We start from the raw sequence: 16,004 nt of genomic DNA, 5'->3' as shown, positions 1-16,004 counted from the left end.
TTACATCCTCCTTTCGACTCCCCGGCCGGGAATATAGGAATATTCTCCGGCATTATCGGGTTTTCCTGCTTTTTGCTCGTTAATCCATTCCAGAAAGGCATCTTTTGAAATGCGGATGGTTCTGTTAATCACTATACTTGGGAAGTCTTTATGATGTGCCAGTTCATATGCCAAAGAACGGCTAATGCGCAGGTATTTTGCTATATCGGGTACGGTCAGAATTTGAGGAAGTTCCTTTAGGGTTTGGTTGCTATTGTTGGGCATTATATCAGCCTCCTTAATTGTTCTTTAAATTTTATGACATTCCAATTCGGTCGGTAAAAGGAATAATCATGATGAAAATTACTTTAGAACAAGATATTTTAAATTTTCAAGTATTTTTAGCAAAATAAATCAAAAAATTTTAATATTTTTTTTGGCGCTGAAATAGGGAGGTATTAATGTTTAACAACTAAAAAAGTACTTGATTTTTCGGAGAAAGGTTTTATATTCTTATTGGAACAGGGGGCCGGTTGACTTTTTTGGCTTTAAAAGCGAATGTTGAAAAATAATTGTAAATAATGATAAAATTTCTAAAAAATTAACTTGACAACACTAAGTATGGCCCGGTAACCTGTATTTACTCTAGAAAATAGATAAAAAAGGGGGAATGTATTGTTTACAAGGTGTCTTAAATTCTAGAGTAAATTATAATCAGAATGAAGGAGGATTTATTCTATGAATAGAAAACTGGTGAAGGTAAGTTCCAAAAGTAGTCCATCATCCGTGGCGGGTTCTATTGCTGCAATCGTCAAAGAAATGGGATCTGTTGATGTCATTGCAATCGGGGTATTGGCAGTTAGTAACTGTGCCAAGAGTCTGGCTATAGTAAGAGGATTCCTGGCAACCAATGATATAGATGTTGAATTTATTCCCAGTTTTGTTGACGTCGATATTGCCGGTGAAATCAAAACTGCACTGAAATGGACACTTATTAGGAAGAAAAAGGCGATTGCCTAGCGGGGGAAAATTCCCCCAAAAAGGTGATTGCTTCGTGGGGGAATATTCCCCCACCCCTACATAGGTAATATAAGTAATAAAAAAAGTCGCTCTCCTCCAGCGACTCTTTTTATTGAACACCTTTTTAAATTATTTCCTTTAAGGTAATTCAGATGAATTTATATGAGTTTTTAGGAAACAATGGTTCAACTAAAGATTATTTAGGGGTCAGATAAGAAAGTTACAAAATTTGTAAAATTTGACTTCATAGACTAGCAAACTATTGTATTTCGCAAATGGAAAATCGGTATTTTTCTTGTAGCGGTGTTAGAGGCGAAGTTTAACCATTGCGGCTTCCGATACTTTTTGACAAAGGAAAATATGCAATATAGATGCTGGTGTTGCAAGAAGCACGAGTAAGTCCATGAATGTTTCGGGAACTTGTTATATGGTTAAAATTCTGCATAGTGAAGGCAGTAGCCATAGCCTGATAAAAAGTCATAGTTTTCAAGATGTAGATATTGCCGCTGAAATCAGTACTATGTTTAAATGGACTGGTTTAAGAAGGGGGACTTGTTCCTCCCTAATTCACAAGCAATAGAAAAAGTCGCCCTCCCTTGGCGACTTTTTCTATTGCCTGTAGAGTATTTTGATTTCTTCACGCAGTTGAGTATACTGTTTTGACATTTTTTTAACTCTTTCTACTTCAGCAATTCTGGGTTTAAAATGTTTAAATAACCGCCTGATTCCCATGGCCCTAAGGGGGTGTCTGGGCGGGGAGGTTCAGAATACCTGAAATGGCAAATTCTTTTGTTAAATGCTTCATGTCTGGGCTGGTTTTTTCAGAACTTGTTAAGTCACGAAGCAACTGATGCAGTGGTCTAAAAGTTTTTTGGCAAAATCATCATTCTCGGCTAAACAACTTTATACATAACATTTTCACCTCTCCAGTGATAATGGTGATATAAGTGTTTTAAAAATTATATTATATCACAATTGTTTATGTTTCCCTGTTCAAGAAGTTGGCAACTTTTTTCTTGAAATGTAGCACATTGATGTTCTAAGGTATTATTGCTGGTGTTTCAAGGTGAAGTAGGAGAAATGAAATAGACCTAGCAAGAAAAGAATCTGAGTCGCTTCAATAATTGCAGTACTTTTTAAGATAATGCAGGAGTTTTCTACCGCTGTCCGACAATTGAAATAGACTACCTTCATAGAAGAACGATTAGACAATGTATCAGACATGGATTTAATGGCCAAAGCCTTGAAAAGACAGCCTTTCGTGTCCCGAGGGGATGCGTCTTGATTGTTTAACTTTTCAGCCCGAAACTAGACGATTTTAAAAACGGCAACTGCGACTAAACGGACCATGAAGTGGGACGGTTAGTCGTGGGAGGGTATTCACCTTTTCGCACCGCTTCAAGAAGAGTTTAAGTGATTCACTCTTCTTGAAGCGGTGCGAGGAGGTGGTCAGCATGGGGAAAAAGTCAGTACCAAGTCCGACCCGCCAGGTGGAACTATGCCTGAAGTCACTGGAATCCTATGGACAGTCGAAGCATGAAGCGAAAATTGAACATAATGGAGAATATCTTGACGGAATATACAGCCACAAAACAATGAAAACGTATATGAATCTCTGTTGCACTTTTTCAAAATGGGCAAAGGCAGAGCATGGGGTGAAGAAGTTAATCAATCTAAAGCCGGAAATTACCGAAAAATACTTTGAAAAGCTTAAAGCAGAGGGGAAAAGTCCCTGGACTCTCCAGACAGTGCGAAGTGCTCTCAGGAAGTTGGAAACTGGGGTGAAAGTCCGATTTCAGCGAACCATTGAAATCGTGCCGAAAAACCTTACTCTGCCTATAAGAGAAAGAAAAGCCCGAAAGAATAGAGGCGCTTATAGTCGGGAAGATGCAGATAGAATCATTGGAGCGGTCCGAAAGGAGAATTATCCAAGAGGGTTGATGCTTGAAGTTCAGGACACTGTAGGATTGCGAATCCAAGAAGTTACCAAAATCAGAGTTCATGATATTGACTTCAAGAAAGGAGTCTTAACGGTCAAAGGCAAAGGAGGGCGTGTTAGGCAGCTTCCAGTTCCGCAAAACATACTGAAGAAGTTTCGGGAAGTTATTGAGAGAGAAAACCTGACAGCCAACAGAAAAATATTTACTGAAAAAATTCGGGAAGTGGAAAGGCAGGTTAAGAGAATTTGCCAGAGATTAGGGATTCCTGAAAAGGGGACACACGGTTTCAGACACCACTATGCTATTTCCGAGTACCTAAGATTAAGAATGTCGGGGCTAACAGATAGGCAGGCACGTCTTGCAGTGAGCAGATTATTGGGCCATAACCGCTTAGACGTTACCTATTCATATATTCCCAGAGAGTTTACTGACCTCGCAAATCTGATAGTCTCAGTATTTCATCTGACTCTGTTGCGCAATGCCCAAAGAGGTGTCTAATGGCCTTAAGCGGTTAGAAGCAGTTTGGGGAGGTTTGCTTTGCCTTCGCGTGGCTAAACAAATTAACCTTGGTTCAGTTCTTAATTGTCCTCTTAAGCTGTTTAAAACAGACTATTCAGAAAATGATGTAGCAGTCTAAAGAGTCTTTTAAGAGATGTTCAGGGCTTTGAGCCTACAATAACATTGTAGAACTGCTCAGAAAAAACTACTGGGATTTAAGATAAAAATAATAGGAATCGAAAAAAATTGACTTTCCGAAGAATCTTTTATTATGGTAAAAGTATGATGAGAGGAGGGATAGTATGGATAACGAAGGTGTAAAGGACACCCTAAAAGATAGGCCACAGAGAAAACGGAAAACCCTTAACAGGCTCAAGCAAAATAAGAAGGTGAAGGTAAGCATTCACCTTGACGAAGACCTTTTTAAATTCATAGAGCGACAGGCATCGGAAAAAGGCATACCGCTTTCCTTGACTACGAACATCCTGCTCAGAAAAGCTTGTTCAGGGTATCTTCAGAAGAAAAACAGTAAAGCAATGTTTTAGGGAAAAAAGAGATGAGGAGCCATTTTACAGTATGGCTCCTCGTCTCTTTTTTCCCTAGCAGCTTAGGGGTTTAAATTGTTCTCTGTTAGGTCTGTTCGTAAGTAAGCCAGGGATTTTACCCTGGCTGCCAGTTACCCACAATTGGGCACTATGTGATACAGCATGCTGGAGAATCATTATACGGTCAAAGCAGCTTGCATGTGAGTGGCGGAGAAATCAGCAGGCAAGACGGTGATGAAAAAAGTGAGAAAGATTAATGGATTGAAAACGCCCCGTCCTGCAGAAAAAAGGCAAGTGCGGGTTTTGCATGTAGAGGCAGATGAGGACCATGTGGCAATGAGGACGGGTCTAATGCGATAGTACCGTTAATTAGCATTCATTAGGCTAGAAAAACACGGCAAACGAGGTCAATGTATAATATTCATCATATAAACAGCTATGGGAGAAATAGTGAAGATTTATGGCTTGAGGCTGCAAAATGGATTTATGACGCTTAAGAGGCAGATGAAATTGTGCAGATATACGTACATGGTGATGGAGCACGCTGGACAAAAGCGGCTGTCCGGTGCCTCTTTGAACATCAAACTCATATATTGTGGTCACATAGACAGAATTAATACTATTTTATATAAGTAAAGATATTTAAATTTGGAAAATAATTTAAATACAGTATAAAATATTTGACAACGACAAAAATATTTGATATGATTTGTTCAAGGAGGGTTATTATGCCAAAAAATCTTGAAAATAGGGACTCTCAAATTAAATGTTTACAGCAAAATCTTGCAGCAATCAGGAAAATTGCTGGATGGACTGCAGAGCAACTCGCCGATAAAATTGGTGTGACTAAGCAGACTATCAGCAATCTTGAAACTGGCAAAACACCGTTGAATCTTACTCAATATATTGCTATACGAGCTATTGTCGACTATGAAATAGAAACAAACAAGGAAAATACGGTTCTTCCACAGGTCGTTACTATATTGTTGGATAAATGCAACGAATTGAATGAGGAGGACTATAACAAAGTCAAAGAAGCAATTAATGTGGTTTCTATTTCTGCAGCAGGCGGAGTAACAGGGGCAACATTAGCTTCAGTATTCATGGGATTACTAAGTGGAATTCCTTCAGCTGCGCTAATTGGCGCAGGAATTGCATTAGGACCTATCGGAGTAATAGGCGGAGCAGTCACCGGTTCATGGCTCAAAAAAATACTAAAAAAGAACGAACAGAAAAAAGATAAATAATGGTAAAAGGAAAATGCAGTGGAGGTGTAAAATGTTTAACTCACAGCTAAAGAAAACGGCTATTTCAAGCTTCGAAGCGTCGGTAGAGCGGTATAAGCAATTAGCCGAAAAGACACAGATTCTTTCGTCGGAACTTATGCTCGAGCGGCAAAAATCAGTACAAGCTATTGTAAATGTCGAGCGATTTGTGAATTCGCTAGCAAACACGGAGAAAATCTTTGACAAAGATTTGGGTCAAATAGAAGTGTTTGTATCGCAATTCAAAGAAGCATCCGAGTTCAAAGCAGAATCCATAAATGCTGCAAAAGTGGGTGGTGGCATTGCTGGCGTGGGTGCTGCTACTAGTATAGGTGTAGCTGCTTTTGGACCTACTGCTGCTATGGCTGTTGCCACAACTTTTGGTACAGCTTCCACTGGTGCCGCAATATCCTCTCTCTCGGGAGCAGCTGCTACAAATGCCGCTTTAGCCTGGTTGGGTGGAGGTGCGCTAGCGGCGGGCGGAGGTGGGATGAGCGCTGGAACAGCACTTTTAGGATTAGCAGGGCCAATCGGATGGACAATTGGTGGAGTTGCTCTTATTGGTAGCGCTTCTTTTGCTTTCATAAAAAATAAGAAAATTGCGGACAAGGCGCATGCAGAGAAAGCAAAGGTAGAAGAAATTATACGTAAATTCACGGGATTCAACAACGAAATAATCGAGATAAAGGACCTAACAATTACACATACAGAAGGCTTGAGCAAGAGTTTAGACGCTATCTCAGCACTAAATAAGCAGAACTACCTGGACTATACTTCGGATGAAAAATTGGCTCTCGGTGCGCTGGTAAACAACACGCTTTCTTTGGCAAAATTGCTTGATCGAACCGTTAAAACATATTGATAGAGGTGTGAGCTGTGTCATTAGAGGATGTAAAAGGGCAAAGTATTGGGGCTTATGTGTCATATCTCAAAAATCTGAAGTTTGAAGAGTTGCAAGCTTTATTGCAGGATATACTCAGCAAGGAAAAAAAGGCTTATGCTGCAGAAGACATTAAGCTTCTGGAAGTCCTTACGCATGTTGATAGTGTTAGAGAATTTATTAGTAATCCAGGTAATATTCTGGGTAATGACGAGACAAAACATGGCGAAATAGCAGAGCAGTTTGATGTGCTTCGAAGAAATTGTCTTAGAATTTTAGATGGCCTAAAGGCTGACGCTACTTTTGATAACGTCGGACGAACCGCCCCGGAAGATTACATAGTTGCAGCCCATGTTGTTCAGTCAAAGTTTTATAACGGTATTAACAATACATTAAATGCCGTATTGAAGCATAATGGCAAGTATGAGTATTTTGGATCTGATGGCAGATCGTACTATGTTATTCCGAAGGATCAATATGAAGTTATACAAAAAATTCTCAATGGCGATAAAACCGTTGATATCAACGGGCAGCCATTAAGACTGAGCACTATTCAAAAGGCAAAAGAGTTAATCAAATTGATCGAAGAGAAGACCAACCGGCCATTTAATGATGTAACGCATTCTTCGGCATTTGACTATAGTGAACCTCAAATCGGTGAAGCAAAGCAAACCTTAGATAAACAAGAAACTCAATACAAGGAGCAGAGTGCGGAAAATAAAAAAGAGATAAAGAAAAAGGCCGACAATGACCGACAAATTGCTCAGGAACAAGCAAAGCCAAGTTTTTCCGAGGCTTCAAAAGTAGCTGGTATTGCTGCGGTATTCGGTGGCGGAATTTCGCTAGGGTTATCGATTTACAAGAAAATAAAGTCTGGTAAAAAAATAGAGGACTTTACCGCACGTGATTGGAAAGAAGTTGGCCTCGACACAGGTAAAGGGGCTGTTAAAGGAGGGGTGACAGGCTATTCTATCTACTGTCTGAGAAATCTTTACAATATTCCCGCCCCAATAGCGAGCGCATATACTTCAGCGGCATTTGGTATTCTGAATGTTGCTAACAAGTATCGTAAAGGTGAAATTGAGGTCGACGATTTCATGGCAATGTCGCAAGTAGTTTGTTTTGATTCTGCTTTGAGTGCTGTTGGAGCGGCAGTAGGTCAAGTAATTATCCCGATTCCCGTTCTAGGTGCAGTTATTGGTAGCATAACCACCAGTGTGTTTTCCTCGGTAGCGAAGGATGTATTGAACAAGCAGGAGATCAAGTTAATTGAGCAATATCAGCACGAATTGGAAAAAAAGATGCAGTCACTTGACGAAAAATATAAAGCTGTTTATGCCGATATTATTGAGAGATACAAAAAACTCAAAGGTATAACCAATATCGCATTTGACTTTGAATTAAATAATGAACTACGCTTGCAGGTATCGATAGATCTGGCAAAGGAGTACGGTGTCGAAGATTCAAAAGTATTAAAGAACTGTTGTGAAATCGACCGCTATATTGGAATTGTAGTCAGCAAAGATTAATGAGCACAATGAAAACCTGCACACTCCGATTAGCCAATTTGAGGATGAGGGAGTATGAACCAATGAAAAATGAGGAACTGCGAAGTATATTTCAAAGAGAGATACTGCCAGAATTATTCTTATACCGCAAAGACTTATTTTATCAGGCGTTTAACGAAGGTCCCGATCAAGTTCATGCACTTATGATGTCTTTATGGGCTGACATCTGCAATCAAAATGGAGACAATGTAAATAATCATCCAATAGAAATAAAAATAAATTACATAATTATTAATGACTCAGATGAGGATTATACATGCTTGATGATTATGGAAATGCCCGATTTAAAGAAGAAGCCTGGTAATCTAGCTATATACTATGCAGTGTTCTTTGGTGTCAATAAGGATCTGAGATTCTTTCTTGGGGAGACTGATTATCATGCCAGGGGGAATAGGTACATATTTATCATTGAACTGATTGCAGATGGCGATTATTTTAGTAGAAGCAATCATGGGCACCTTTTCCAAGGTTGCAATAATGAACCCCTCTTATTCGAGAAACCAGAGAATACCAAGACTCCAGATGAATTTGTAGGGATTGACCCAGAAGATGAATGGCAGACATTTACGGACGTAGTAGCCAAGATATGCTTGCTGCCGTCATCAGAAGCAAATGGCATCTAACCCTGTTAATAACCTTTGTCCGAAGCATCGAATCCCGCCCACTTGTCATAGACGAGTTTGACGCAAAGCTGTGGACAGTGGCAGTGGACAAAGTAACGGTGACGCTGGAAGGAAAGCTGATTTTTAGTTTTAAGGATGGAACTGATATTGAAGGGTAGCAGATTAAAAATGTGAGTAAAAACGGTGCCCGAAAGTTGAACATTAAATATTATAGGAAATTGTCAAAACCTCCATTATAAGGTAAGATAACCCTAGATGATGGAGGTTTTTTATTATGGTAATAAAAAATCAAATGACACGTCAAAGGCCCATTAATGCAGTAAATACGGATAAGCGCATATCACCAGATCTAAAGTGAAGGAGGTGAAACGTGTGGCTAAATATTCGGATGACGACATCAGGGAGATGAAAAAGATTACTTTACAGATTGCCGGACAATATCTTGGCATCGCTCCATTGGCAGTAGCTCTTGGTATGCGAAACCGGCTTGACCCCCTATTATGGAGAATATCTTTTTTAAAGTTAAGCTTACATAGAGATACAGCAATTTTCTCGCAGCCGCCCTTGACATGGGGCCCCTGGTATCCCTGTTTCATGGGTCCGGACGGGGCCAGCTACAGCTAAAGGCTTTGCCGTCCCCCTGCCAGAAAAGGCTAACATGGATACCTTCCCGATATAAAGGGTCTTCGATAAACGGCTGCTTAAGCAACTAACTTTGTTCACACCCTATGGCTGTTAATAACAGCTTAATAATATTTTGCAGGAGCCATATATCCTATTCTGCCATGTCTGCGGCGGGTATTGTAATAATCCATATATTCACTGATAACTCTATATATCTCTGTAAAGTTCATGAATTCATTTCTGCTGTAACATTCATCTTCTAATTTGACCGTGAAGGTGGTTCTGCCGAAATACTCATTTACTCGCCAAAAACAGTCTTAAATAAAAGGAACATAGAGATGATTGCTGATAAATGTGGTAAACATTTCTCACCGGATGGCCTTATCCAGCTTTATGCGCATATCTATTGTTAACCAAAGACCACGTAGTTGTATTTACTTTTTTAGTAGAATGTAGTAAAATAAATGAAAACGGCATAAAATCGCTTAAAAGACTGATGAAAGACTGCTAATTAATTGGGGGTTTCCCTATTCTTTGGCGGTCTTTTTTATTTCTAAGAATTCAAAAGGAGGTAGTAATTTGAATAGGATGATAAGACTTTTAAAAGCAAAAAAATCATTAGATGAGATATCAAGAAAAATGATTCGGGCTGGAATTACATTAGAGGAACTTGAACTTGCTGCGTGTGAAGCAAAAAGAGAAAAGAGGAAGGAGAAGAGAAAAAACTTTTTGGAAGGTTCTGGTGTAAGAAATACTCAGGATTGTGGAGGCAGCGACGCTGATGAACTGGAAAAACAAAAGAAATAAATTATTTAATCTAAACGGCCCCAAAGGTCGAACCAATTAGTAGAGATGACATAATGATAATAATTGCCAGGACGAGGTTTGTTCTGGTTGCCAAACTTCATTTAATTTCAGTTGGTTAATGAATAGAAGAATAGTAACGTGAAGGAGGAAGTGTCGTGAAATTAGCTGAGGCATTAATCCTGAAGGAGGATCTTCAGGAAAGGCTTGAAAAGATTGAAGTAAGACTGCTCAATAATGCGAATGTCCAGGAGGGAGAAATTCCTGTTGAAAATCCTCAGGATTTAATGGCTGATTTGGAACAGGTAACGGAGGAATTGACTGGCTTAGTAATAAGAATAAATAGAACACTTGGCACGGTAAAGTTTAATGATACGGATACAATTTCCGATATAATAACCAAAATAGACGGAATACTGAATAAACGCGAGATTTTGAGCAATTTTGCGGAAGCAGCTATGATTAAGCCTGACAGGTACAGGAGGTCCGATCTTAGATACCTAAGCACAGTTAACGTTAAGGAGTTGCAAAAACAGGTGGATGAACTATCGCGCCAGTATAGGGAGTTAGATACCAGATTTCAGGAAAAGAACTGGACTATTGATTTAGTGGAATAGAAACAGATGGTAACTTTGATTTATGAAGTACGGGTCCAACACCGGGTAAATACCTATGTTACGTATTGGGAATGTTCCCATTACATATGATGTCCAGCATTGTACACGAGTGTTAATAGCTAAATACAATTAGTTCTACCAAGTACTGACTTTTTATAAGTGTCAACTAAAGGAGGTGAAAACAAAAGGCATTGCAATCAAAGAATAGGAAGACATCAGAATCAACCGGTACGAATAATTCGGAAAACCATAATATTGATCTATTAAAAAGACAACTGAAAAATGTCAGAGCCGTGAAAGATAAACTTGAGAAAAAGGTTGCAAAAATGGCTAATCAGCTTACCGAACTGAGGAAAGCAAAAAAGGATTTAGAGCTTAAAGTCCGCCTAGCCCAATTGAAGGTAACTAAGATGACTGAAGATATATCGACCCGGAACCAGATTCTTTCGGAAAGGCAGAGGAAAGTAACTGAGCTAACGGAAAAAATAAAGAGCCTTCAACGGGAGATAGGAACCTCCTCCGATAAATGCATTGAGAAAGAAAACAAACACCTGGAGTATAGACGTAAAAAAGTTACTGAAGATAACCGAAGACTCAGACAGATGAATCAGGAATTGAAGGAACAAATTAATTTTTTAGAAGAGGAAGTGAGAAAGCTTCAGAGTAATGACCTGAACCAGGATAACCTGAAATTAAGGAACAAGTTAAATGAGGCTTTAATCTTGGCAAACTCTTTTAGAAGGAAATACTATTCACTCAAACGTGAAATAGAGAAGGGCTATCCTGTTAGTAAACTTTTGTTTCTGTTGGATGAAAAATTAGGAATGGATAACATTACAGAGTATGAGCCGCTCTATAGATTGCTCAGTAAGATGATTAGGATGAAGAAGTTCCTCAGGAGTCATACCAGGCACATAGCGAAACGCAATAATAACGCCGTTGAGGTCGTAATGGGTTATATATTATATAGTCATGAACAACATTGGTTCGCATCATTAAACGGACAGGCCTATAGACTTGACATTTCGCCCGAAGAACTAGGAGCTACTGACGATTTACCAGCCAGTGCGGTTATTAGTAATGGCAAAGCAAGAATTAAGACTATTTATCCATTTGAACATAATAATGATTTCTCCGGGATCACCCCAACTGTCAACCGATCACGAAAACATAAGGAGTCAAATTCAAAGTGTTCTGATGATAGGGATGAATTCCGAGGAATCAAGATTCTTATTGTAGGGTCTAGGAATAAGGAGAAGTATTCAAGGGCGCTTAGCGACTTAGGAGCCAATGTTACCTGGCATAATCCTTATGAAGACGGTGAGAATGCTTTAATGGGTAAGTTATCTTCCGCCAATGTTGTTATCCTCTGTCAAAGACACATACCCCACGGCATTTTAGACAGTGCTGATATAACTGATCCAAGGGTTGAACTGGTTAGTCGAGATAATGTAACGGTAATAATTGCCAGGATAAGGTTTGTTTTAGTCACTAAACTTCATTTGATTTCAATCGGTTAATGAACAAAAAAATATTAACGTGAAGGAGGAAGTGTCGTGAAATTAGCTGAGGCATTAATCTTGAGGGCAGACCTTCAAAAGAGGGTTGAACAAATTAAATCAAGATTGATTAGTTATGCTAAGGTTCAGGAAGGAGAAATACCTGCTGAAAATCCCCAGGATTTACTGGATGAGTTGGAAAAGGTAAGGCAGCAATTGACCGAATTAATCAAAAGAATAAATAGAACAAATGGCACGGTTAAGTTCAATGATACGGATACAATTTCTGACATTTTAACTGAAAGAGAGCAAATATGGAACAAACGCATGATTTTGAGCCATTTGACAGAAGCAGCTATGATTAAGCATGACAGGTATAGTAGGTCCGAGCTTAGATACCTGAGCACAGTTAACGTTAAGGACCTGCAAAAACAGGTAGATGAACTATCGCGTCAGTATAGGGAGTTAGACACCAGAATTCAGGAAAAGAACTGGACTATTGATTTAATGCAATAAAAACAGATGGTAACTTTGATTGCTGAAGGGCGAGTACAACTTAAAAGGATAAATACCTATGTTGGTATTGGGACAATACTTATGGGATTAGTTCCCGTGACAAGTGATGTCCAGTATTGTTACATGAGTATTCGTCAATGTAATTACTTACTACCAAGTACTGACTTCTAGATCAAAGTGAGGGTGGGATGGGGATTATGACCTGAGCCCTGATGGTAGTCCAATCTCTGAGCGAGTCTTTATATCATCCGTACTCGCTTTTGAGTTTAATTTTTGGGAGCAGGTTGCTTTTGACGTATGCAACGTTATAACCGTAGAAATTATAAAGGGAACCAAAACTAAGGGGAGATTTCACCAGCCTTTATAGTATTATGTTACTCAAGACAGCAGGAAGGAGAACGTGGAGATGGAGATTTATACAGTCTTAAATAATGTCCAAAATCTGCAAAGGATGAAGGCTCATTTGGTTATTAAATCTTTCAATAGAGAGTTTGATAAGGCGCCATTACTGCTATATTACCCTGATAATAGAATTTTGCTACAAGTTTATATTTTAGAAAAGATGCCTAGAAAGGCGGACATAGTTAAGAAAAAAGAATATGAAAAATATATACTTTTTGATTCAGGAATAAATAAGTATATGGATTGTTATACTGGTTGCAGGAAATATATGGGGGTGGATGTTAACGGCATTAATTATAATCTTAAAGGTGTTTTTTTAGTTCCCTTTACGAAGGAAATAAATGAAGAATATCGCCGTTCGTTCAGATTCTCTTCTAATGAAGATGTTGTTTTGTATACGATAAGGCACACTTTACCACAAAAAAAAGAAATTTATTTTAATCAATGGAATTTTAATGACAATAGCTATATTGAAATCGATTTTATTTACGATATATATAGCTATTTTAAAGTTAATAATATACCAAAAAAATATGTGGCAGGCAATTTAATGTGTAAAGCTTTTCTGAGAGATGCTTGTTTAGGGCATCTGGCCCCTAAAGAACCTGGGATATACTTTTTATCTTATGAAGGTGACATAAAAAAGGTTGGGAAAACAGAAAGAACATTATTTGAGAGACTGGAGGAGTACTATAATGATAATAAAAGAAAATTCTATGAATACAGTACAGAGGCGTGTAGACATATAAATAAAAATAATAAAGACAAGATAATAGTGTATTGGTTAGAAGCCCCAAAGCATATGTGTGAAGAGTTAGAGAAAATTAACGACCTAAAGGTAATGCTTCTGGGCCATAGCAGGGAATGGTCAGGGAGGAATGCGTATAGCAAACTGTGGCTTGAAGTAATTAGTGAAGAATATAAAAAAATAAAAGACAAATTTTTAAAAATTCTCTTTTAATATCATTTCATGGAACCTGTACGAAGGGAAAATTAACGGTCAATAGTTTGACCTAGGCACACACCCCATGAGACTAACAGGTTCACTGGAGAGTTAGTGGATTCTACCGTGAAAATATCGGTCAATAGTAACCACCGTTCCGTTGAATATTGAGCCCGGCTTCCGGCGAAATGATTCACCGTTCCGGTTTGAATGCCATATCATTTATAGCATTACACTATTTTAATAATAGAAGACTGAAATATTTTGATTCTATCAAGGACGCAGCCGATTTCGGGGCGATAGCATTCCTTGATTGATCAAAATATTTCAGTCTTCTATTAAGATGGATAAGGGGTTCCTTGGCCGGAGCGGTGGCTCTCACCCTTCGCAACAGTTAAATAAAAATGCCCAGACTTGATATGATATTTTGGGTTGTAAGTATTGACAATTATTTTGAAGACGGTGGCTCTAATAAAAACATAAATCCAATGGAGGTATAGGGCATATCCCCTTTAGAAAGCTTGAAAAATTATTAGACAATGTTACATACACATATTAACAGCGAAAAGGGGATACAAAAGTAATGCTGCGTTGCACAAAGGAAATACCTGAGTCTTATCTATCAAATATTACTATAGCTTAGGAGGCACAATACGATGTCATTTCCGGTAATATCTCTTTTCAGTGGTGCAATGGGGTTAGACCTAGGACTAGAAAAAGCCGGTCTGGAGATTAAGATTGGACAGGACTTTGACCCTTGGTGTGCCAAAACTGCTTCTGCAAATAATAGACCTTTTATCCTTGGGGATATACGTAAGTTAATAGCTGAAGACCAGTTTTGTAATTTTCTACTAAAACCAGCAGGATTAGCGCCCGGTGATGCTTTTGCCGTAGTTGGTGGACCCCCGTGCCAGCCATTTAGTACTGCAGGGAAGCGTTTAGGAACAAATGATCCCCGTGGAAGCTTATTTATGGAATTTTGCCACGTAATACGGGTTTCCAGGCCTCGTTTCTTCGTCATGGAGAATGTTAAAGGCTTAGTATCTGCTGCTATAAAGCATATTCCTCTGAAAGAAAGGAACGGAAAGCCACAGAAACCTGAAGAATTACCTGGCTCAGTATTCCAAGTTATAAAAGACACTTTTCAGGAATTGGGATATAAGTTGGCTTACGGAATTCTTGATGCTGTCCATTATGGTGTCCCACAGTTCCGGGAGCGGCTCTTAATAATCGGTTCTCGTGACCACGAGGATATTTTTCTACCAAAGCCTACACATTTCCACTTCCATCAAAACCCTAATTACAGATGGGTTATTTTAAGGGAAGCCATAGAGGACTTAGAAAATACCACTGGTTTATGTGCAACATTCTCGCCAGCAAGGTTGAATTATTTACGCCTTGTCCCGATGGGGGGAACTGGAGGAACTTACCACCGGATTTGGTGGAGCAAGCAATGGGCGGGGCGTATAAAAGCGGTGGAGGTAAAGTTGGTTTTTACCGCCGTTTGGATTATGAACAACCATCCCCGACTCTTGTAACGAGTCCGGTGCAAAAAGCAACCATGTTTTGCCATCCAACTCAAGACAGACCCCCATCTGTCCGTGAATATGCGAGGATACAGCAATTCCCTGACTCTTGGACAATTGAAGGCACTGTTGGTAACTGTTACCGTCAAATTGGTAACGCTGTTCCGCTAGGGCTTGGAAGGGCAGTGGGGCAAGTGCTTAAAGCTGTGGCAGAAGGGACAGTTATATGTTAATGGCTGACCACTTGAAAATAGCGCTAAACAAAGATTAAAAAACAAAAAAATATTGAGTAATTACAATGAGCTCAACAAAAATCTTAAGACTCTTTATTCGATATTCGATTTGTGTTCAGTTGGGTATTGAGTGGGATTTTAAAGAATTCATTGTTGAACCAAACGGATATATAAGGGAACATAATAATTAGTTTTCTTTCCTGAAAACAAGGGCAGGCCTCTTTTGTGGGCTGCCCTTGTTTGACAATACCTTTTCCCCTATACATTTAGCAAGAGGTTTTTGTGCACAGACAAGACCAGGTCTATTTGCTCACTGGGAAATTGGCTGTAGGCCTGCGGCATGATAACAAGAGCCGGTTGAGGGGAGACTCTCACGTCCGGTTCCGTGAGCAAGCAGGGGTGAAACTCCCCTGCTTGACTCGACCCCTTGACATCTCAACTGCACCAACTCTAGATGCGGGCTGTCGATGCCGCTTTTTGGCATCGACGGCTTAACCATAGAATGGGATTTAATTTGGCTCT

At 39.2% G+C, this 16,004-nt stretch carries 16 protein-coding genes and 1 pseudogene; 15 read left to right on the top strand and 2 right to left on the bottom strand.

Annotation, left to right across the window (positions count from 1 at the left end; genetic code table 11):
• The gene (locus Ga0451573_RS05500) at positions 1-264 is read right to left on the bottom strand and encodes a helix-turn-helix domain-containing protein (protein WP_231682889.1); all 264 of its coding nucleotides are present in this window, start codon (positions 262-264) and stop codon (positions 1-3) included.
• A 453-nt stretch (positions 265-717) separates the two neighbouring features.
• Between Ga0451573_RS05500 and Ga0451573_RS05495 the strand changes: the two genes are divergently transcribed.
• The 8 genes from Ga0451573_RS05495 (at position 718) to Ga0451573_RS05460 (ending at position 8,942) form a co-directional block, all read left to right on the top strand.
• Positions 718-999, top strand: coding sequence for a stage V sporulation protein S (locus Ga0451573_RS05495; RefSeq protein WP_231682888.1), 282 nt, complete (start codon positions 718-720; stop codon positions 997-999).
• A gap of 1,454 nt (positions 1,000-2,453) precedes the next feature.
• The gene (locus Ga0451573_RS05490) at positions 2,454-3,437 is read left to right on the top strand and encodes a tyrosine-type recombinase/integrase (RefSeq protein ID WP_231682887.1); all 984 of its coding nucleotides are present in this window, start codon (positions 2,454-2,456) and stop codon (positions 3,435-3,437) included.
• 302 nt (positions 3,438-3,739) lie between these two features.
• Entirely contained in the window at positions 3,740-3,982 is a 243-nt protein-coding gene (locus Ga0451573_RS05485) for a hypothetical protein (protein ID WP_231682886.1), read from the top strand.
• A 728-nt stretch (positions 3,983-4,710) separates the two neighbouring features.
• Positions 4,711-5,229: a helix-turn-helix transcriptional regulator gene (locus Ga0451573_RS05480; RefSeq protein WP_231682885.1), complete on the top strand. Its 519-nt coding sequence runs from the start codon at positions 4,711-4,713 to the stop codon at positions 5,227-5,229.
• Between the two features lie 31 nt (positions 5,230-5,260).
• Positions 5,261-6,109 (top strand): hypothetical protein, encoded by an 849-nt coding sequence (locus tag Ga0451573_RS05475; protein ID WP_231682884.1) that lies wholly within the window; start codon positions 5,261-5,263, stop codon positions 6,107-6,109.
• A gap of 14 nt (positions 6,110-6,123) precedes the next feature.
• Complete coding sequence (locus Ga0451573_RS05470; protein WP_231682883.1) at positions 6,124-7,656, top strand: YeeR family protein; 1,533 nt, start codon at positions 6,124-6,126, stop codon at positions 7,654-7,656.
• A gap of 62 nt (positions 7,657-7,718) precedes the next feature.
• Complete coding sequence (locus Ga0451573_RS05465) at positions 7,719-8,318, top strand: hypothetical protein (protein WP_231682882.1); 600 nt, start codon at positions 7,719-7,721, stop codon at positions 8,316-8,318.
• Between the two features lie 372 nt (positions 8,319-8,690).
• Positions 8,691-8,942: a hypothetical protein gene (locus Ga0451573_RS05460; RefSeq protein WP_231682881.1), complete on the top strand. Its 252-nt coding sequence runs from the start codon at positions 8,691-8,693 to the stop codon at positions 8,940-8,942.
• A gap of 122 nt (positions 8,943-9,064) precedes the next feature.
• Here the strand turns inward: Ga0451573_RS05460 and Ga0451573_RS20230 are convergent.
• A pseudogene (locus Ga0451573_RS20230) lies at positions 9,065-9,205 on the bottom strand (IS3 family transposase); the annotation flags it as partial.
• A 316-nt stretch (positions 9,206-9,521) separates the two neighbouring features.
• Between Ga0451573_RS20230 and Ga0451573_RS05455 the strand changes: the two are divergent.
• From Ga0451573_RS05455 to Ga0451573_RS20225, 7 genes are all read left to right on the top strand, one after another.
• A complete protein-coding gene (locus tag Ga0451573_RS05455) occupies positions 9,522-9,749 on the top strand; it encodes a hypothetical protein (protein WP_231682880.1) in 228 nt (75 codons plus the stop codon).
• A 155-nt stretch (positions 9,750-9,904) separates the two neighbouring features.
• Positions 9,905-10,363, top strand: coding sequence for a DIP1984 family protein (locus tag Ga0451573_RS05450; RefSeq protein ID WP_231682879.1), 459 nt, complete (start codon positions 9,905-9,907; stop codon positions 10,361-10,363).
• A 191-nt stretch (positions 10,364-10,554) separates the two neighbouring features.
• Positions 10,555-11,883 (top strand): hypothetical protein, encoded by a 1,329-nt coding sequence (locus tag Ga0451573_RS05445; protein ID WP_231682878.1) that lies wholly within the window; start codon positions 10,555-10,557, stop codon positions 11,881-11,883.
• Between the two features lie 36 nt (positions 11,884-11,919).
• The gene (locus Ga0451573_RS05440; protein ID WP_231682877.1) at positions 11,920-12,378 is read left to right on the top strand and encodes a DIP1984 family protein; all 459 of its coding nucleotides are present in this window, start codon (positions 11,920-11,922) and stop codon (positions 12,376-12,378) included.
• 406 nt (positions 12,379-12,784) lie between these two features.
• Positions 12,785-13,741, top strand: coding sequence for a hypothetical protein (locus Ga0451573_RS05435; protein WP_231682876.1), 957 nt, complete (start codon positions 12,785-12,787; stop codon positions 13,739-13,741).
• Between the two features lie 638 nt (positions 13,742-14,379).
• On the top strand, positions 14,380-15,261 hold the full coding sequence (locus Ga0451573_RS05430; protein WP_231682875.1) for a DNA cytosine methyltransferase: 882 nt from the start codon (positions 14,380-14,382) through the stop codon (positions 15,259-15,261).
• Positions 15,177-15,482 carry a DNA cytosine methyltransferase gene (locus Ga0451573_RS20225; RefSeq protein ID WP_353740064.1) on the top strand — a complete coding sequence of 102 codons (306 nt, stop codon included), beginning with the start codon at positions 15,177-15,179 and terminating at the stop codon, positions 15,480-15,482. Before Ga0451573_RS05430 ends, Ga0451573_RS20225 begins: the two co-directional genes overlap by 85 nt.
• Positions 15,483-16,004 lie beyond the last annotated feature (522 nt).

The sequence above is a fragment of the Phosphitispora fastidiosa genome (assembly GCF_019008365.1).
Lineage (GTDB): Bacteria > Bacillota > Thermincolia > Thermincolales > UBA2595 > Phosphitispora > Phosphitispora fastidiosa.
This window is presented reverse-complemented; position numbering and strand designations above follow the sequence as displayed.

Coding starts and splice junctions, on each gene's coding strand:
- Ga0451573_RS05500 (WP_231682889.1), bottom strand. CDS start 264: ATGCCCAACAATAGCAACCAAACCCTAAAGGAACTTCCTCAAATTCTG.
- Ga0451573_RS20225 (WP_353740064.1), top strand. CDS start 15,177: ATGGGCGGGGCGTATAAAAGCGGTGGAGGTAAAGTTGGTTTTTACCGC.
- Ga0451573_RS05490 (WP_231682887.1), top strand. CDS start 2,454: ATGGGGAAAAAGTCAGTACCAAGTCCGACCCGCCAGGTGGAACTATGC.
- Ga0451573_RS05495 (WP_231682888.1), top strand. CDS start 718: ATGAATAGAAAACTGGTGAAGGTAAGTTCCAAAAGTAGTCCATCATCC.
- Ga0451573_RS05430 (WP_231682875.1), top strand. CDS start 14,380: ATGTCATTTCCGGTAATATCTCTTTTCAGTGGTGCAATGGGGTTAGAC.
- Ga0451573_RS05465 (WP_231682882.1), top strand. CDS start 7,719: ATGAAAAATGAGGAACTGCGAAGTATATTTCAAAGAGAGATACTGCCA.
- Ga0451573_RS05480 (WP_231682885.1), top strand. CDS start 4,711: ATGCCAAAAAATCTTGAAAATAGGGACTCTCAAATTAAATGTTTACAG.
- Ga0451573_RS05485 (WP_231682886.1), top strand. CDS start 3,740: ATGGATAACGAAGGTGTAAAGGACACCCTAAAAGATAGGCCACAGAGA.
- Ga0451573_RS05435 (WP_231682876.1), top strand. CDS start 12,785: ATGGAGATTTATACAGTCTTAAATAATGTCCAAAATCTGCAAAGGATG.
- Ga0451573_RS05475 (WP_231682884.1), top strand. CDS start 5,261: ATGTTTAACTCACAGCTAAAGAAAACGGCTATTTCAAGCTTCGAAGCG.